Below are 17,469 nucleotides of genomic sequence, written 5' to 3' on the forward strand. Positions count from 1 at the left end.
CGAGCGCCCGTCAGGCCGCCTCGTACTCGCGCTCGTAGATGGCGTCAATCTGGTCGGCGAACCGGTCGAGGATGTTGCGCCGCTTCTTCTTCATGGTGGGGGTGAGCAGGTCGTTGTCCTCGGTGAACTCCTCGCCGACCACCCGGAACTGCTTGATCCGCTCGTGGGACTCGAACTGCTCGTTGACCCGGTCGACCTCCGCCTCCAGCCACTCCCGAACTCGGTCGTCGCGCCGGAGCGCCTCGTCGTCGGCGGGCAGGTCGACGCCCTCGCGGCCGGCCCGGTCGCGGACCCCCTCGACGTTCGGGACGACCAGCGCGGAGACGAACTTGTGGCCGTCGCCGACCACCATGACCTGCTCGACGACGTCGCTCGACGCGAAGGCGTCCTCGATGGGCCCGGGCGCGACGTTCTTGCCGGTCGAGAGCACCAGTAGCTCCTTGGCGCGCTCCTCGAACGCGACGTAGCCGTCGGGCCGGAGCTCCACGATGTCGCCGGTCCGGAACCAACCGTCTTCGGTGAAGGCGCGCTCGGTCGCCTCGGGCATCTCCCAGTAGCCGTCGGTGACGTTCGGGCCCTTCACGAGGAGCTCGCCGATCTCGCCCTCGGCGCCCTCGAAGATGTCCTGGGAGACCGCCGAGCTGTCGACCTTGACCCGCTCGTCGACGACCGGCGGGCCGATGGTGCCGACCTTCGGCTCCTCGGGCGGGTTCACCGCGACGACGGGCGCGGTCTCGGTCAGGCCGTACCCCTCGAGGATGGGCAGGCCCATCCCGTGGTAGAGCGCGCAGAGCTCGGCCGAGAGGCTGCCGCCGCCGGAGATGAAGAAGTCGATGTTGCCCCCGAGGCCGTTCCGGACCTTCCGGAAGACGAGCGCGTCGGCGACCGCGCGCTTCGCCCGGAGCGACAGGCCCGGGTCGTCGGTCTCGAAGTACTCCCGGCCGACCTCGGTCGCCCACGCGAACAGGCGCTCGCCGACCGACGACGACTCGGCCTGCTCGCGGATGGCGTCGTACATCCGCTCGTACACCCGGGGGACGCTGGTGCCGGTCGTGGGCTCGACCGCCTGGAAGTCCTCCTGGATGGTGTCGGGGCTCTCGGCGTAGGCGACGCTCGCGCCGCTGGCGAACTGGAGGAAGTGGCCCGCGAGCCGCTCGAAGACGTGAGCCAGCGGCAGGAACGACACCGACCGGGAGGTCTCGTCGATGACCGGCAGGTCGCCCTTGTCGGGCCGGGGCCCGAACCGCTTGCGGACCTGGTTGACGTTCGCCCGGAAGTTGGCGTGGGTCAGCTTGACCCCCTTGGGCTTGCCCGTCGTGCCGGAGGTGTAGATGAGCGTCGCCAGGTCCTCCGGCTCGCGGGCGTCGACCCACGACTCGTACTCGTCGCGGTCGAAGGCCTCGCTCCCCCGCTCGTAGAGTTCGCCCATCGTCAGCACCTCGAAGTCGGCCTCGTCGGCGAGGTCGGCCTCGCCGCCCAGGTCGTCCATCACCACCGCGAACTCCAGGTCGAGACCGTCCTGGACAGCGAGCACGCGGTCGAGCAGTTCGGCGCTCTCGACGACCACGCCGTCGGCGTCCGGGTCGCCCAGCAGGTACTCGACCTGGTTGGGCGACGACCCGCGGTACACCGTGGTCACGACCGCGCCCGCCGCCAGCAGGCCGAAGTCTGCCTGGGCCCACTCCATCCGGGTGTCGGCGAAGATGCCCACGCGGTCGTCGGCCGCGACGCCCAGGTCGCGGAACCCGGCCGCGAGCGACCGGACGACCTCGCGCATCTCTGCGTACGAGAGCGGGCGGAACTCCCCGTCGGTCGCCGCCGGGTACGCGCTGCCCGCCATCGACCGGTCGTAGACGCCGCCCTTGTAGTGCTGGGCCGGGCGGTTCTCGTGCCGGGCCGCGCTGTCCTCGAACATCCGGGCCAGCGTCGAGTCCCCGGTGACCTCGTCCTCGTAGTCCCGTTCGGCGTCTCGCCACTCCATACCGTCGTATCATAACCCCGGGGCATTAAGCTACTCCCGAACTTCCCGAACGTTCATCCGGGTTTATTCGGAGGGCGCGGCGACGTCGGGCGTCAGTCGCCGGCCTCGTCGACCAGCGTCACTCGCCGGCCTCCCCGTCCTCGACGATCTCCTCGCGGGTCACCTCCCGTCCGAGTTCAGCCGACCGGTAGATGCCCTCCAGTACCGCCATCGACTCCAGCGCGAGGTCGGCGGTCGGCAGGGGGTCGCGGCGGCCGGTCAGCGACTCGACCCAGTGGTACAGCGGGTCGGCCCAGATGCCGGCGTCGAACGCCGCCCGGCCGCGCTCGCCGTCGAGGTACTGTCGGCGGAACAGGTACTCCTCGAGGTCGGCGCTGGCCCGCATCTCCACGTCGGCGACCGTCGAGAAGTACTCGAAGGGGTCGAGCGTGAGGCCGCCCTCGGTGCCGACGAGCGAACTCGGCTCGCCGTCGTGGTAGCGCGACCAGCTGGTCCGGACCGAGAGCACCGACCCGTCCGCGAACGTGACGAACGCCGCGCTCACGTCCTCGACGTCGTAGCCGCTCTCGGCGATGCGGTCGGCGTATCGGGAGTCGTCGGCGACCCGGTCGGGGACGGTCCGGAACGTCTCGCCCCGCACGCGCTCGACGGTCGGGAGGTCCAGCAGGTAGAGCAGTTGCCCGACGGTGTAGCTCCCGAGGTCGAGGACGACCCCGCCGCCCGCGCTCTCCTCGCGGACGAACGCCGGCGACCCGTAGCCGTCGACGTAGGGCGTCCCCCGTCGGCGCGCGCCCAACGGAGTATCTGCGGGGTCGCCGTCGCCGCTGAACGCGAACCCCGACGACCGGGCGGCGACGCCGTGGTAGACGTCGCCGAGTTCGCCGGCGTCGACCAGCGCCCGGGCGGCCCTGGTCTCGACGGTGTAGAGTAGCTGGTTCTGGACCGCGAGCCAGGCGCCGGACCGGTCGGCCGCGTCGGCCATCCGGCGGGCGTCGGCGTAGCTCCCGGCCATCGGCTTCTCGCAGAAGGTGTGGACGTCCGCCTCCAGGAGGTCGACCGCGATGTCGGCGTGGAGGGTGGCGTGGACGCAGACGTTCGCGGCGTCGAGGTCGGCCGCCTCGAGCATCGACTCGTGGTCGGGGTAGCTCTCGACGCCCCGCTGCTCGGCGAGCGCCCGGGCCTTCGGCTCGTCGACGTCGGCGACCGCGACGACCTCCGCCCCGGGAATCCGGTCGTAGCGCGACGCGTGGTTCCGGCCGCGGTTGCCCGCCCCGACGATGCCGATTCGCACCGGCTCGGTGAGTTCCGTTCCCATCAGAATCAGCAAGTGGGACGGCCTCACACGATAAACCGCTGACGGCTGTGGCGACGCCGCGACGCGGGAAGTCGAACGACCGCGAGCGCCGTCGGCCGAAGTGTCTTCCGGCGCGGCAGAGTACGTCAGTCGTGGACGAACAGACCGACCTCGACGTGGAACCGGCGGGGCACACGTACCTGGTCGCCGCCAAGTGCGAGAGCCCGGACGGCGACGTGACCAAGGAGTACGGGTTCGTCGACGCTGACACACCGGACGAGGCCGCGGCCGTCGCTCGGAGCGTCTGGAAGAGCGACGACAAGACACCGGTCGGCGAAATCTACGTCGCCGACTTCACCGAGTCGTTCGAGGTGTCGGCGGTCGACCTCGGGGACGGGTCGGAGTAGCCGCGACCGACCGTTGGTTCGACCGGGCGGGCGTCTCGCCACGTCGGCCGCAGTCGAGTCGCTCCGGACCGGACTCGCTCGGCTACTCCTCGCGGTGGTCCAGATACCCCACGACACCTCGGGAGTTGAGCCGTTCCTCCTCGCGGGCCTTGCGCTCGCCCCAGACGTCGATCATGTCGGCGTGTTCGGCGAAGTAGTCCGCGACCGCCTCCCGATCGCCGAGTTCCTCGTACTTGGCCTCGACCGCCTCGACCCACTCGGTGAGCACGTCGGCGTACTCGTCCATCAGCTTCGGCTCGTACTCGACCGGCCCGAAGTGGGGGTAGAGCAGCGCCTCGGGCCGGAGGTCCCGGATGGTCTCGACGTCGGCCAGACACTGTTCGAGGTCGAAGTTCGAGGGCGGCGAGGTCGGGCGGAGCGTTTCGGTCTGGGGCACCCAGATGCCGGCCGCGTCGGCGACGAACACCGCGTCGTCGTCGCGGTCGTGGAAGATGACCTGGTGGGGCGCGTGGCCCGGCGCGTGGTAGACGTCGAGGCTGTGGTCGCCGAGTTCGATGGTGTCGCCGCCGCTGAGTTCGACGATGCGGTCCTCGGGGACGGGGTCGGGCTCGACGTAGAACTCCCACTGGTCGCCGACCGCCGCCTTCGTGCCGACGACGAGCCGCGAGGGGTCGACCAGGTGGGGCGCGCCGATCTCGTGGACCATCACCTCGGCGTTGGGGCAAGCCTCGGCGAGGAACCCCGCGCCGCCGGCGTGGTCGAGATGGACGTGGGTCGGCGCGATGACTGCCACGTCCTCCCGGGCGATGTCGAGTTCGTCGAGCGCGTCGAGAATCTGCTCGTAGTGGGTCCCGATACCGGTGTCGACGATGGCGGGCCGGGCGGCGTCGTAGATGTAGACGGCGCCGTACTCGTCGGTGTCGTACATCCCGGTGTCGAGACAGTAGAGGTCCGAGCAGTCGCCCGCCGCGACTTCCCGGAGGTCGCCTCGTGCCATGTGCCCGAGTGGGTCGCGCCGGGGTAAAAGCGGTTCGCCCTCGGAAATTTAGTCGAGTCGGTGGAATTACGCAGGAAGCCGGTTCCCGTCGGCGCGGCGCCACGGAAGGCGACGATTCGCGAGTCGTAACCCTGCCAACCCCTGCCCCACGAACGATACGGTTTTTTGCCGGGAGGGGATTGTGGAGAGTAGGAATGCTGGACCGGAACTACATCCGCGAGAACCCCGACGAGGTCCGGGAGGGCCTCCGCAAGCGGGGGACCGACGACGTGGACCTCGACGCGATCATGGAGAAGGACGAGGAGTGGCGCGACCTCAAGGCCCGCGGCGACGACCTGCGCCACGAGCGCAACCAGGTCAGCGACCGCATCGGGGAGCTCAAGCAGGCCGGCGAGCACGAGGAGGCCGAGGACTCCATCGAGCGCAGCCAGGAGCTCAAGGCCGAGATCGAGGAGGTCGAGGAGCGCGCCGACGAGCTCGAGGAGGAACTGGAGGAGGCGCTCCTGCGGGTCCCGCAGGTGCCCCACGAGAGCGTCCCCGAGGGCGACGACGAGGACGACAACGTCGAGACCCGCCGCGAGGGGTTCGACGACCTCCGGGACCTGCCCGACGAGGTGACGCCCCACTACGACCTCGGCGAGGAGCTCGACATCATCGACGAGGCGCGGGCCGCCAAGACCACCGGGAGCGGCTACTACTTCCTGAAGGGCGAGGGGAGCCAGCTCGAACACGCCCTGATGCAGTTCATGATGGACGTCCACCGCGAGCAGGGCTACCAGGAGATATTCCCGCCCATCCCCATCGACAGCGAGTCGATGACCGGGACCGGTCAGCTCCCGAAGTTCGCCGATGACGCCTACAAGCTGGAGGGCGAGGACCTCTGGCTCTGCCCGACCGCGGAGGTTCCGGTCACCAACATGTACCGCGACGACATCCTGCTGAAGGACGACCTCCCGCTGAAGCACCAGGCCTACACCCCGAACTTCCGGCGGGAGGCCGGCGAGCACGGCACCGAGACCCGGGGCATCGTCCGCGTCCACCAGTTCAACAAGGTCGAGATGGTCAACTTCGTCGAGCCCGAGGGGAGCTACGACCGGCTCCACGCCCTGCTGGATGAGGCCGAGGAGGTGCTCCGGCGGCTCGACCTCCCCTACCGCGTGCTCGAGCTCTGCACCGGCGACCTCGGGTTCAAGGCCGCCAAGCAGATCGACCTCGAGGTGTGGGCGCCCGGCGACGACATGGACGACGGCCCCGAGCGGGGCGGCCGCTGGCTGGAGGTCTCGACCGCCTCGAACTTCGAGGACTTCCAGGCCCGGCGCGCCGGCCTGCGCTACCGGCCCGAGCGCCACGAGTCGACCGAGTACCTCCACACGCTCAACGCCTCGGGGCTGGCCCTGCCCCGCGTGATGGTCGCCGTCCTCGAGTACTACCAGAACGACGACGGCACCGTCACGGTGCCCGAGGCGCTCCGGCCTTACATGGGCAACAAGGAGGTCATCGAGGGCCACGAACCGGTCGGCGAGAGCGCGCTCGGCGCCGGCGAGAAGGAGTAGGTCGACGTCGGAAGACGGGGTCCGACGGCGGCGAGAAAGATTAGCTCGTCGTCAGCCAGACCCCGACGGCCGCCAGCACGATGCCGACGGCCTTCTTCGCGGTCAGCGCGTCGTTCAGGAACACGACGCCGAGCAGCGAACTACCGACGAGGAACATGCCGAAGATGGGGACCACGACGCTGACCGGCCCCGACCCCAGCGCCTGGTAGTACGCCAGAATGCCGACGCTGAGGAAGACGCCGGCGGCGTACATGTACACCGCGTTCTCGCCCGCGAGGTACGGGACCACCGACTCGTCCCGGAGGACGATGACGGCGGCCGCCGACACCGCGAGCATGCTGTTGGCCACCAGCGCGACGACGGTGCTCGGAATCTGGTCGGTCGCCAGGCTCGCCAGCGGCGTGAACACGGAGTAGCCGACGAGCGCGAGGACCGCCCACGCGACGTAGTTCATGCCGGAACGTAGGAAACTGCCACGGGTATCGGTTGGGATTCCGGAGAGCGCCGCGCCGAACGACGTCCCGGCGACGTTGCGCCGACCAGCGACGGACCGGCGACCAGCGACTGACTGGCGATTCGGGACGCATCGGTGGCTGGCGACCCGACGGCGACCGACGTCACTCGCTCAGCGACGCCACGTCGGAACTCCCGCACTCCGAACACGTCTCCCTGTCGGCGAAGAACCGTTCGCCGCAGTCCCGGCACTCGTGAGTCGCGTCCTCGGACGCCACGGCGTTCGACGCCTGCTTGAACTCCTCGACCTTCTTCCCGAGATCTCTGAAAATGCCCATAGTCGGTAGAGAGGTAAGCGAGGGATAAGTCTTGGCAGGCGAGCGGAGTTGGTAGCCGTGGGGAAGTCGATAGCGACCGGCGAGTCGGTCCTTACTGCGTGTAGGTTCGGATCCGTGTGATCCTCGGGCGCTCGTCGCTCTCACCCCCGTCGGTCCGGCCCGACCCGTTCTCGACGTCGAAGACGTCCACGAACGCGAACATCGGCGAGCCCTCGGCGTCGCGCAGGCGGCCGCGGACCGCCACCTCGTCAGCGTCGCTCACCCCGTCGGTGTCGCCCGCGGAGCCCGCGTTGGCCGAGCCATCTGCATCACCCGCGGCGCTCCTGTCGCCGCGATAGACCGCCTCGACGTCGTGGGCGGTGTTCTTGTTCGGCCGGTCGTCGCGCATGAATCTCACGAGCGTCTCGCGGCCCTCGATGGTACGGTCGGGGCGCTCGTGGACGACGTCGGGCGCGAGCAGGTCGGCGAACCGGTCGTAGTCGCCCGCGTCGATGGCCTCGTAGTAGGCCCGCGCGAGGTCGGTCGCCTCGGTCATGTCGTGGTCCACGGGCGGGCGCCCCATCAACCCCACCGGATTCGCCGCGTTTATCGGGGTCGCCCGAAATGGGGGCTGTATGGACCCGTTTCACGCGAACTATCCGTTTCTCGACGCTTCCCGGGAGGCGGTCCGAGAGGCGGACGTCGGCCTCGCAGAGATAATCACTTCAGACGGGGCCAGCGGAACTCGCCATCCGGCAGTCGAAAGAGGCGTACAACGGGTCAAGCGTGCACTCCTGGACGGAACTATTGATATCCCCGAAGACGACCGGCACCCAGGTGTCCAAGCTGAACTTCTCTCGTACCCGGTTGCACGCGTCCTCGTGTCGCTCCTCGACGCTCCGGGAGCGATCAAGAAATACGCAAGTGCCGAAGCTCGAACGGCCTTCAACCGATTTACTGACGACTTCGAGGAACTGAACCAAGACCAGGAACTGCCTGAGAACGGGAAAGTCCCGCTGGGGTTCTTCCTCCACGAGTTCGACCTCGCAAGTCACGTTGAATCCAACCGGCCTGGATTTCGAATAGCAGTGGGCCGGTATCTTCTGCTCTCGTCCTCGTTTGATGCCGAGAAGTGGCGACTTGTCAATCGGAGTCTAGCTGACGGGATGGTCACCATTTCGGACGCCGAACTCCGCGAGCTCCTCCGGGAGGCGGTCCGCCAGCGCGTCGCCGCGGGGCTACCGACGAGCGTCCCCGACGAGATCCGCGAGGGGCTGGTCGACGAGGTGGCCGAGCTCGAAGACACCTTCTCGGAGGTCGACGTCTCGCGGGACATCGACGTGCTCGCGCCCGACTGCTTCCCCCCGTGCGTCGCGTCGCTGGTCGGGCGAGCCCAGTCCGGCGAGAATCTCTCGGACCCCGCGGAGTTCGCGCTCGTGGCCTTCCTGACCAGCGCCAACGCCGACACCGACGAGCTGCTGGCGCTCTGCGGCGTGGACACCAACACCCGCGAGAAGGCGGTCGGCTACCGGGCCGACCGCGTCGGCGACGAGTCGGGCGCCCAGTACGCGCCGCCGTCGTGCGAGACGATGGCGGCCTACGGCGAGTGCCCGGTCGCCGACGACGAGGACCCGACCGACGACCCGCGCTGCCGCTCCATCGCTCATCCCCTGGGCTACTACGAGGCGGCGCTGGCCGACGCCGAACGCGCCGGCGAGTAGAACACCGAGAACCCCAGCTGTCGGCGAGAAACAGCGATGCGTGTGTCCACGAAAACGAACGACACCAGTTCGTGAGACGCGCCGAGCGCGAACCCGACGGAGTTGCGGTCCCGGTGCCAGTGCCGGTGAGCTCGCGGTTCAGTACTGCCGGGACATCCAGTAGCCGACGCCGCTCATCAGTACCACGAAGGCGGCGATGACGGCCACGACTGCCAGGGCACCCGTCTCGTTCAGGCCGTTGTCGCTGTACGTCACGCCGACCCCCATCAACAGCGCGACGAACACGACGACGGACCCCACGCCGACGAGTATCTCGCGGCGCGTCTCTTTGTCGATTTCCATGCAGATGGCTTCCGAAGGTACCGGCAAAAGGGCTTCGGAACGACCTACGACCGACTGCCGAGCGCCGGACGGAGTCGGCGGCCACGCCCGCGGTCGTAATGGCGGCCGTCTCCAGTCCGACTACTCGACCGCCCGGCGGTACGCCGTCGTTTCCAGTCGGCACCGTCGATTGATGCCTTATCCTAGCTACCATACAGTTCTCATCCCCCCGAATTACGGCACTAGACCCGGTCAATCACCCGTTTATCGCATTCTCCTTGCACTGACAGGTGCAAGACTTAGGGGTGTCCGGCACCTACCCAATCGTACGCGGAATCGACCGCAAGCGCGACGACTGGGGGGAGACGCTGGTTCTGGCGTCGGACGGTCGACCGCACACACAGAGGGAAGCCTATGGCAAACACAACAGCTTCCGAACGAACGCGCGTATCGCTCCCGCCGGCGACCGGAGTGGACGACATCCGGGCCCAGCGGGCCCGCATGGAGCGGATGGCGGTCACGCCGCTCGGCGGCGGGGTCTACGAGGTCGAGAGCCAGAGCGGGAACACCTACTCCGTGGACCTGCCCGGCGGGCGCTGCACCTGCCCGGACCACAGCTTCCGGGGCGTGCGGTGCAAGCACCTCCGGCGGGTCGCCATGGAGGTCACCGAGGGCCGGGTCCCGCCGCCCGGTTGGGAGGTCGCGGCGTGTCGCAACTGCGGCGAGGAGCTGTTCGTCGACGAGCGCAGCGAGGGGCCGCACTTCTGCGAGGAGTGCGAGCTCTCGCCCGGCGAGACCGTGGTGGACCGCGAGACCGGCGACGTACTGGTCGTGGTTCGGACGACGCCGCGCCGGGCCGACCAGGTGACCATCGCCGACCGCGACTGCACGGTCGCGGCCTACCCGAACAACGCGGCGTACCGCGCCGACGACGTGGTGGTCGAGGCGGTGTACCCGGTACCAGCGGGGCTCGGCTCGGACGACCTCCGGCCCCACCACCTGCGCCGGTACTCGTTCCCGCGGGGTCGGCTCGCTCGCCGCGGAGCGGTCGACGAGGACCAGTCGGAGCTCGCCGACTTCGCGGTCGCCGAGTAGCCGGCGGACGCTCGGCCGTCGAGCAGTCCGCCTTCTGCGGAGCTGTTCCGCCCCACGAACGACCCTCGTCGCCGAGTCGCGGCGCTCCTGTTCACAGGAATTGGTAGTACGGTTCTGTTCAGATGCAATCAGAGACAGAATAGGAGGACTCGTTGGGTACGCACTGCGAACTACTCCTGACTCCTGGTTGCTGGGTTCTGCACCACCGGGACGGAGCCGGGACAAACGGGCATGGACTGGGAACTCATCCTTCCTGAACTGACTCTGGGTGAGTCAATCCTGTACTGTCCACGCCCGGCATTGTCTTTTGGTATCAACCCACAAAGTAATTTCGACCGCACGATGGAGCATAGCGGAATCACCGCGAGCCCCTGGGCCCGGATAGAGCAGTCGTGCTGCCATCTACGGTTCGAGTATCGACGCCGCCTCGTCGGGCGAGAGCACGCCCTGCTCGACCGCCCGGAGCACGTCCCCGACGTCGTGGCCGTCGTCGTCAGCCTCGTCGTCGCCGGTCGCCCGGAGGGCGTCCATCGGCTCGCCGTCCTCGAGGGCGGTCTCCTTCTTCACCCGGTAGTTGCCGCCGTCGGTCTGGTGGACGTCCGCGGGGTGGAAGAAGTACCAGTCCTCGCGGTCGAACCGCACGCCGATCTTCGGCTTGGCGCCGAAGTTCTGGCTGAAGTAGACCAGCGCCTCGACCTCCTCGCCGGTGAGGTAGATGGGGTCGCCCGAGCTCGACTTGGCCTCGACGGCGTAGAAGACGTCGCCGTCGCCCGCCAGCACGTCCGGGAGCTCGCGCTCGGTGGCGCTCCCGCTGGCCGGCGCGCGCATGACCGCGAACCCGGCCTCGTCGAGCCGGTTGACGAGTTCGCGCTCCCGGCGGTCCCCCTTGGCGTTAGACATACCGGGAACTGTTCTCCTTCTCCGTGTTAAGTCCCCCGCAAGCGCGGCGGAAGTGAAACCGCCGGGTCGAGGACGGTCGGGATGCCTGTCAGGCGGCCAGACACCTTTTGCGAGAGAAGTCCGATGTTTCCCGTTGTGTCGAAGGAAGAGCTCGACGAGCGCGTCAGAACCGAGCCGGAGGCGGCGGGGGAGGGTCAGCTGGACAAGCAGGAGATCCTCGCCCAGGAGATCCAGGAGGGACTGGAGGAGCTCGAACGGCCGGCGGACGGGCTGTTTCTCTCCGGGCTCTCGGCCGGGCTCGACATCGGGTTCGGCCCGCTGTTCATGGCAGTGCTGCTCACCGTCGTCGGCGGGTCGTGGGGCGACCCCCTGACCCGCATCGTCGTCGCCAACGCCTACGCGGTCGGGTTCATCTTCGTCATCGCCGGCCGGTCGGAGCTGTTCACCGAGCACACGTCGCGAGCCGCCCTGCCGGTGCTCGACGGCCGGGCCAGCGTCGGCCAGCTCGCCCGGCTCTGGGGGCTCGTCTACGCCGGCAACGTCCTCGGCGGCGCCGCCTTCGCCGTCGCGATGGTCTGGTTCGCCCCCGCCTACGGCATCGTCGAGCCCTCGGCGTTCACCGACATCGCCTCGCACCTCACGGAAAACGGGCCGGGACTCGTGTTGGCCGGGGCCGTCGTGGCCGGGTGGCTGATGGGTCTGCTGTCGTGGCTCCTCACCGCCGCCCAGGAGAGCATCTCGCGCCTCGCGGTCGTCTGGCTCGTCACGACCGGCATCGGTCTCGCGCACCTGCCCCACTGCATCGCGGGGAACGTCGAGGTGCTGGCGGGAGCGCTCGTCTCGCCGTCCATCACGCTCGGCCAGTACGCCGGGTTCATGGCGCTCGCCACGGTCGGCAACGCCGTCGGCGGCAGCGTCTTCGTCGCCCTGCTGAAGTACGGCCACGTGGTCCGGGGCGGAGAGGAGTCGGACGACTGAGGTCTCGGGTCGACTACTCCGCGTCAGCCACCCGAGCCACCGCCTCAACTTCCACCAGCATCTCGGTGTCGATGAGTCGCTCGACCTGCACCATGCTGGTCGCGGGCTCGACGTCGCCGAACGCCTCGGCGTGAGCGCGTCCGACCGCCTCCCACTGGTCGATGTCGGTGACGTAGATGCGGGTCCGGACCACGTCGTCGACGCTCGCCCCCGCTCGCGCCAGCGCCGTCTCGACGTTCGCGAGCGCCTGCTCGGCCTGGGCGTAGGGGTCGCCCTCGCCGACGAGGTCGCCGGCTTCGTCGGTCGCGGTCGTGCCCGAGACGTGGACCTCGCGGCCCGTTCGGACCGCCCGCGCGTAGCCGACCGCCGACTCCCACTCTGTACCGGACGAGACGGTTCGCCGTTCCATGGCCGACCCCACGCGCGGCCGGGCCTTAGGCGTCACCGTCGGCGCCGATCTCGCCGGCGAGGAACCGCACCGCCGGTTCGGTCGCGTCGTCGTCGGGTTCGAGCCACGGCATGTGGCCGTGGTCGTGGAGCGTCACGAAGTCGGCGTTGGCCATCGCGCCGGCGACCGGTCGGCCCACAGAGGGCGGCCAGAAGTAGTCCTCGGTGCCCCAGACGAACCGGGTCGGCGCCTCGACGCGCCGGACGTCGTCGCGGATGTCGAACTGGGGTCTCATCCCCCGGAGCGTACCCAGGGTCTCCATCAGCGACCGGAGGCTCTCGCGCTGGCCGGGCAGGTCCTCGCCGACGATGCCGGGCCGGAAGTAGACGTCGGGCAGCGCCGCGTCGTCGGTGACGTTCATCTGGCGGTAGGCCCGCCGGGCGTCGGCGACAGTTTCGGCCTTGAAGTAGTCGAACAGCCAGTCGCCGACCGCCGGCAGGTCGAACAGCCGGAGGAACGTCGGAATCGACCGCGAGAGACCGGCGGGCGCGCCGATGGCGCAGAGCCGGGTCACGCGCTCGGGGCGGTCGACTGTCAGCGCGAGCGACTGGAACCCGCCGAGCGAGTTGCCCATCACGGCGGTCTCCTCGACGTCGAGCGCGTCGAGGAGGTCGACGACGTACTCGACGCCGAACTCCCGGAACCCGGTCTCGCGGTAGTCGACCGCGGTCGAGAGCCCCCGGCCCGGCCGGTCGGGCGCGTAGACGGTGAACCGGTCGGTCAGCGCGTCGAACATCGGCACCCACGAGGTCGACGTGGTGCCGAGTCCGTGGAGCAGAAGCAGGGGCGGGCCATCGCCCGCGGTCAGGTAGTGGACGCGGTCGGCGGGGGCCGCGAGGTCGGCGTACCGCGACTCGGCGTCGGCGCCGTAGTGGTCGCAGACCGCTTCGAGCGCGTCGAGGTAGGGCCTCGCCGTCTCGCTCGGCTCGGCGGCGTGGTCGAGGGGCATGCCCGGAGGTTGGCTCGTCCGGGAGAAAAGCGTTTGTTCCGCCTACGTCCCGTGCTGCCAGCTGTCCATGTACTCGGCCTGCTCGTCGGTCAGCTCGTCGTACTCGACGCCCTCCGCGTCGAGCTTGATCTCCGCGATTTCGCGGTCGAGGTCGTCGGGCACCTCGTGGACCCCGGCGTCGTACTCGGCGGCGTTCTCGACCAGTTCGCGGACCGACGCGGCCTGGACGCCGAAGCTCTGGTCCATGACCTCGACCGGGTGGCCCAGCGCGATGGGGCTGGCGAGATTGACGAGCCGGCCCTCCGCCAGCACGTTGATGCGCCGGCCGTCGTCCAGCTCGTACTCCCGGACGCCCTCGCGGGCGTCGCGCTCGCTCACTGCCAGCTCCGAGAGCTGGTCGAGGTTGATCTCGATGTCGAAGTGGCCGGCGTTGGCCAGCACCACGCCGTCGTTCATTTTCTCGAAGTGCTCCTCGGTGATGACGTCGCGGTTGCCCGTGGTCGTGAGGAACACGTCGCCGAACTCGGCCGCCTCGGCCATCGGCATCACGTCGTACCCCTCCATGTGGGCCTCCAGCGCGCGCCGGGGCTCGACCTCGGTCACGACCACGTTGGCGTTCTGGCCCGCGGCCTTCTTGGCGACGCCCTTCCCGCAGTAGCCGTAGCCCGCGACGACGACGTCCTTGCCCGCCCACGAGAGGTTGGTCGTCATGGCGATGTTGGCCAGCGACGACTCGCCGGTGCCGTGGACGTTGTCGAACAGCCGCTTCATCGGCGTGTCGTTCACGGCGAACACGGGGTACTTCAGGGCGCCGTCCTCGTCCATCGCGCGCAGCCGGTGGACGCCCGTGGTGGTCTCCTCGCACCCGCCGACGATGGAGTCGATGAGCTCGGGGTAGTCCTCGTGGATGGCCGCGACGAGGTCCATCCCGTCGTCGACCGTGACGGTCGGCTCGTGGGAGATGACCGCCTCGATGGCGGCGTAGTACTCCTCGTCGTCGACCTCGCGCTTGGCGTAGGAGGTGATGTTCGCGTGCTCGTCGAGCGCGGCGCTCACGTCGTCGTGGGTCGACAGCGGGTTGCAGCCGGTGATGGCGACCTCCGCGCCGCCCTCGGCGAGCGTCTCGACCAGCACCGCCGTCTTGGCCTCGACGTGCATCGCCATGCCGATGCGCTGGCCCTCGAGCGGTCGGTCCTCGTCGAACTCCGCCTGGACCGCCGAGAGGATCGGCATGTGCTCGCGCGCCCAGTCCATCTTGCGATGGCCCTCGGTGCGAGCGGTCGCCACGTCGTCGACCTGCTCGCTTATCGTCGGGTAGTCTGCCATACGCCGGAGAAGGGGAACCGCGCCCAAAACGCTACCGAAGCCGATGCGACTCGCAAACGCGGTGTCTCGCGGCGCAGACCGTATTCGGCCGAGAAATAGCGGAAATCGCTCGCTGCGCGAACTACCTACCGGCCCTTGCCGTGGCCGTTGCCGTTCCCGTTGTTGCCCTTCTCCTCGTCGCTCCGCTTGCCGTCTCCGCCGTCGTTCTCCCGCTTCGTGTCGTCCGTGTCGTTCTCCTCGTCGTCACCGGCGTTCTCGGGCGGGCCCTGCGGGCCGTCGTCGGTCGCGTTCCCGGCGGTCTCGTTGTCCGCGGTCCGGTTCTGCGGGCCGACGTCCTCGGGCTTGCCGGCGTCCGCAGGCTTGCCGGTCTCGTTAGGCTTGCCAGCGTCGGCCGGCTTGCCGGTGGCGTTCGGCTTGCCGGCGCGGTCGGGGCGCTTCTCGGAGGCGTTCCCGGGGTTGTTCGCGGTCACGAACTCCGAGATGGCCTGACCGATGGGGCCGCCGTCGCCGCCGGCCGACAGCATCTCGTGGACGAACGAGGAGACGAGGTTGCCGAACGTCCCCTCGCCGGCGGTCTCGTTCCCGCCGGTCGCGGTCAGCGTCGCGGTCGCGCTGCCGGTGGCGTTGTCCTTCTCGGCGGTCACCTCGACGGTGACGTTCTCCTCGGGCGCGGGCAGCTCCACCGCGCCGCTCTCGTCGGTGGTGTAGTCGCCGGCGCCCGCGTACGTGGCGTTGTCGTCGGTGACACCCACCGTGACGGCGGCGCCGTCGACCGCCGAATCGTTGTGCGTGACCGACACCGTCGCGCCGTCGTCGGCGGTCGAGACGTCGACGCCGAGCGACCCCGACAGCGACTCGTCCTCGGGGGCGACGAGTGTCGCGGTCGTCGCGGCGGTCGCGTTGTCCACCGACGCGGCGACCGAGACCGTCACGTTCTCCTCGGGCGCCGCCAGTTCGACCGTCCCGTTCTCGTCGGTGGTGTAGTCGCCGGCGCCCGCGTACGTGGCGTTGTCGTCGGTGACGCTGACCGTCACGTTCGCGTCGGCGACCGCCGAGCCGTTCCGCGCGACGGTGACCGTCGCGCTCCCGTCGTCGGCCTGGTCGACGCCGACCGAGAGCGCGTCGGTGGTGGTTGTTCCGCCCGCTGCACTTACCGTGCCCGCGGCCGCCACGGCGGACAGGACGAGCAGTCCGGCGAGCGCGACCGAGAGGGCAGTTGTCTTCGAGCTCATGCACTCGGTCGTAGGGGAAATGGTAGATTAAACCCCGCTCGCCGTCCAATTCGTTTTCGTAGTTTGCTATCGGAGAAATAAAGACTCAAAACCAGCTAGAACGTTTAATAATCGTTCTGACTGTTCAATCCGAAACGTTCAACGTGACGTTTCCGGCCGCAGAATCGCACCGAGGTGCCCGACAGTTGCCACATCACTCCGCGCGCTCGACGACCGCCGCTGCCCGCTCCTCGGCGCGGTCCCGGACCGCCGCCGCGTCGAGAGTCAGCACCTCGCGGTCCCGCATCAGGACCGCGCCGTCGCAGATGGTGTGGCGCACGTCCGACCCGCGGGCCGCGTAGACGAGGTGGCTCACGAGGTCGTGGTGCGGCGTCAAGTGGGCGGCGTCGAGGTCGACCACGGCGAGGTCGGCGTTTGCGCCCGCCTCGATGCGGCCGCTGTCGAAGCCCAGCGCGGCGGCGCTCCCTTCGGTCGCCATCCGGACGACCGCCTCGGCCGGGACCGCGCTGGCGTCGTCCGCGGCGAGTTTGCCGACCATCGCGGCGTCGCGCATCTCGTCGAACACGTCGAGGTCGTTGTTCGAGGCCGCGCCGTCGGTTCCCAGGCCGACCGTGACGCCGGCGTCGAGCAGCTCCTGGACCGGGGCCATCCCGCTGGCGAGCTTCATGTTCGACGCCGGGCAGTGGACGACGCTCGTGCCGGTCTCGGCCAGCAGGTCGACTTCGGTCTCGTCGACGTGGACGCCGTGGGCCACGAAGTCCGCGTCGCCGGTCATGTCGAGGTCGCGGGCGTATTCGAGCGGGCGCTCGCTCCGTTCCTCGACGATGGGGTCGACCTCGTCGTCGGTCTCGTTGGCGTGGTAGTGGAGCGGGATACCGTCCTCGCGGGCCTCCGCGACGTACTTCCGGAGGTACTCCTCGCCGACCGTGGTGAGGCTGTGGGGCATGAACGCGGTCTTCACCCGGCCGTCGGCCGCGCCGTCGAACTCGCGGGCGACCCGGAGGCTCTGCTCGCAGTCCTCGCGGGCGCCGTCCTCGTCCTTCCCGACCGTGACGACGCCGTATCCCAGGCGGGCGCGCAGGCCGGCGTCCTCGACCGCGTCGACGACTTCCTCCTCGTGGAAGTACATGTCCGCGAACGCGGTAGTGCCCGAGCGGATCATCTCCAGCAGGCCGAGGTCGGTTCCGGCCCGGACGTCCTCGGGGGTGAGTTCGGCCTCGACCGGCCAGATGTCCTCCTGAAGCCAGGCGTCGAGTTCCTTGTCGTCGGCGTACCCGCGCAGTAGCGTCATGGCGGCGTGGGTGTGGGCGTTGACCAGCCCCGGCATCACCAGCGAGTCCTCGGCGTCGAGCGTCTCGTCGGCCTCGGGCACGTCGGCGGGGTCGCCGACCGCGACGATGTCGCCGGACTCGGAGTCGACCACCACGTCGGCGCGCTCGACGGTCGCGTCGGGGCCCAGCACCTGACCGCCCGCGATTCGGAGCGTCGTCATGCCAC

General features: G+C 69.3%; 19 protein-coding genes. 5 read left to right on the forward strand and 14 right to left on the reverse strand.

Annotated features, from left to right (window positions below):
• Positions 1–10 precede the first annotated feature (10 nt).
• Both DVR07_RS14295 and DVR07_RS14300 read right to left on the reverse strand, forming a co-directional pair.
• The gene (locus DVR07_RS14295) at positions 11–1,981 is read right to left on the reverse strand and encodes an AMP-dependent synthetase/ligase (protein ID WP_115797943.1); all 1,971 of its coding nucleotides are present in this window, start codon (positions 1,979–1,981) and stop codon (positions 11–13) included.
• A gap of 118 nt (positions 1,982–2,099) precedes the next feature.
• Complete coding sequence (locus DVR07_RS14300; RefSeq protein ID WP_115797944.1) at positions 2,100–3,296, reverse strand: Gfo/Idh/MocA family protein; 1,197 nt, start codon at positions 3,294–3,296, stop codon at positions 2,100–2,102.
• A 131-nt stretch (positions 3,297–3,427) separates the two neighbouring features.
• On the opposite strand from DVR07_RS14300, the gene DVR07_RS14305 reads away from it, so the two are divergent.
• Entirely contained in the window at positions 3,428–3,682 is a 255-nt protein-coding gene (locus DVR07_RS14305) for a hypothetical protein (protein WP_115797945.1), read from the forward strand.
• An 82-nt stretch (positions 3,683–3,764) separates the two neighbouring features.
• Here DVR07_RS14305 and DVR07_RS14310 read toward each other — a convergent pair whose 3' ends face one another.
• Positions 3,765–4,679, reverse strand: coding sequence for an MBL fold metallo-hydrolase (locus tag DVR07_RS14310; RefSeq protein ID WP_115797946.1), 915 nt, complete (start codon positions 4,677–4,679; stop codon positions 3,765–3,767).
• 194 nt (positions 4,680–4,873) lie between these two features.
• Between DVR07_RS14310 and serS the strand changes: the two genes are divergently transcribed.
• On the forward strand, positions 4,874–6,232 hold the full coding sequence (gene serS, locus DVR07_RS14315; protein WP_115797947.1) for a serine--tRNA ligase: 1,359 nt from the start codon (positions 4,874–4,876) through the stop codon (positions 6,230–6,232).
• A gap of 40 nt (positions 6,233–6,272) precedes the next feature.
• Here the strand turns inward: serS and DVR07_RS14320 are convergent, their stop codons facing one another.
• The 4 genes from DVR07_RS14320 to DVR07_RS22395 form a co-directional block, all read right to left on the reverse strand.
• Positions 6,273–6,686 carry an EamA family transporter gene (locus tag DVR07_RS14320; RefSeq protein ID WP_115797948.1) on the reverse strand — a complete coding sequence of 138 codons (414 nt, stop codon included), beginning with the start codon at positions 6,684–6,686 and terminating at the stop codon, positions 6,273–6,275.
• Positions 6,687–6,849: 163 nt separating this feature from the next.
• Positions 6,850–7,023: a hypothetical protein gene (locus tag DVR07_RS22155; RefSeq protein WP_165881762.1), complete on the reverse strand. Its 174-nt coding sequence runs from the start codon at positions 7,021–7,023 to the stop codon at positions 6,850–6,852.
• A gap of 91 nt (positions 7,024–7,114) precedes the next feature.
• Positions 7,115–7,558 carry a nuclear transport factor 2 family protein gene (locus DVR07_RS14325; RefSeq protein ID WP_115798349.1) on the reverse strand — a complete coding sequence of 148 codons (444 nt, stop codon included), beginning with the start codon at positions 7,556–7,558 and terminating at the stop codon, positions 7,115–7,117.
• A gap of 169 nt (positions 7,559–7,727) precedes the next feature.
• Positions 7,728–8,036, reverse strand: coding sequence for a hypothetical protein (locus DVR07_RS22395; RefSeq protein WP_240147546.1), 309 nt, complete (start codon positions 8,034–8,036; stop codon positions 7,728–7,730).
• Between the two features lie 54 nt (positions 8,037–8,090).
• Between DVR07_RS22395 and DVR07_RS22400 the strand changes: the two genes are divergently transcribed.
• Positions 8,091–8,723, forward strand: a complete 633-nt coding sequence (locus DVR07_RS22400; protein ID WP_275895649.1) for a hypothetical protein — start codon at positions 8,091–8,093, stop codon at positions 8,721–8,723.
• Positions 8,724–8,861: 138 nt separating this feature from the next.
• Here DVR07_RS22400 and DVR07_RS14335 read toward each other — a convergent pair whose 3' ends face one another.
• Positions 8,862–9,065, reverse strand: a complete 204-nt coding sequence (locus tag DVR07_RS14335) for a DUF7472 family protein (protein WP_115797950.1) — start codon at positions 9,063–9,065, stop codon at positions 8,862–8,864.
• Between the two features lie 450 nt (positions 9,066–9,515).
• Here DVR07_RS14335 and DVR07_RS14340 point away from each other — a divergent pair, with 450 nt between their 5' ends.
• The gene (locus tag DVR07_RS14340; RefSeq protein WP_240318886.1) at positions 9,516–10,139 is read left to right on the forward strand and encodes an SWIM zinc finger family protein; all 624 of its coding nucleotides are present in this window, start codon (positions 9,516–9,518) and stop codon (positions 10,137–10,139) included.
• Positions 10,140–10,541: 402 nt separating this feature from the next.
• Here the strand turns inward: DVR07_RS14340 and hjc are convergent, their stop codons facing one another.
• On the reverse strand, positions 10,542–11,039 hold the full coding sequence (hjc, locus tag DVR07_RS14345; RefSeq protein WP_115797952.1) for a Holliday junction resolvase Hjc: 498 nt from the start codon (positions 11,037–11,039) through the stop codon (positions 10,542–10,544).
• A gap of 135 nt (positions 11,040–11,174) precedes the next feature.
• On the opposite strand from hjc, the gene DVR07_RS14350 reads away from it, so the two are divergent.
• Positions 11,175–12,017, forward strand: coding sequence for a formate/nitrite transporter family protein (locus DVR07_RS14350; RefSeq protein WP_240318887.1), 843 nt, complete (start codon positions 11,175–11,177; stop codon positions 12,015–12,017).
• Positions 12,018–12,030: 13 nt separating this feature from the next.
• On the opposite strand, the gene DVR07_RS14355 is transcribed toward DVR07_RS14350, so the two are convergent.
• From DVR07_RS14355 to DVR07_RS14375, 5 genes are all read right to left on the reverse strand, one after another.
• Positions 12,031–12,426: a RidA family protein gene (locus DVR07_RS14355; RefSeq protein WP_115797954.1), complete on the reverse strand. Its 396-nt coding sequence runs from the start codon at positions 12,424–12,426 to the stop codon at positions 12,031–12,033.
• Between the two features lie 25 nt (positions 12,427–12,451).
• Positions 12,452–13,414, reverse strand: a complete 963-nt coding sequence (locus tag DVR07_RS14360; protein ID WP_115797955.1) for an alpha/beta fold hydrolase — start codon at positions 13,412–13,414, stop codon at positions 12,452–12,454.
• Between the two features lie 42 nt (positions 13,415–13,456).
• Positions 13,457–14,740, reverse strand: coding sequence for an adenosylhomocysteinase (locus DVR07_RS14365; protein ID WP_115797956.1), 1,284 nt, complete (start codon positions 14,738–14,740; stop codon positions 13,457–13,459).
• A 125-nt stretch (positions 14,741–14,865) separates the two neighbouring features.
• The gene (locus DVR07_RS14370) at positions 14,866–15,972 is read right to left on the reverse strand and encodes a hypothetical protein (protein WP_115797957.1); all 1,107 of its coding nucleotides are present in this window, start codon (positions 15,970–15,972) and stop codon (positions 14,866–14,868) included.
• Between the two features lie 193 nt (positions 15,973–16,165).
• Positions 16,166–17,464, reverse strand: coding sequence for an amidohydrolase (locus tag DVR07_RS14375; protein ID WP_115797958.1), 1,299 nt, complete (start codon positions 17,462–17,464; stop codon positions 16,166–16,168).
• Between the last annotated feature and the right edge of the window lie 5 nt (positions 17,465–17,469).

It is taken from the genome of Halorussus rarus, from assembly GCF_003369835.1.
In the GTDB taxonomy this organism is placed as follows: Archaea; Halobacteriota; Halobacteria; order Halobacteriales; family Haladaptataceae; genus Halorussus; species Halorussus rarus.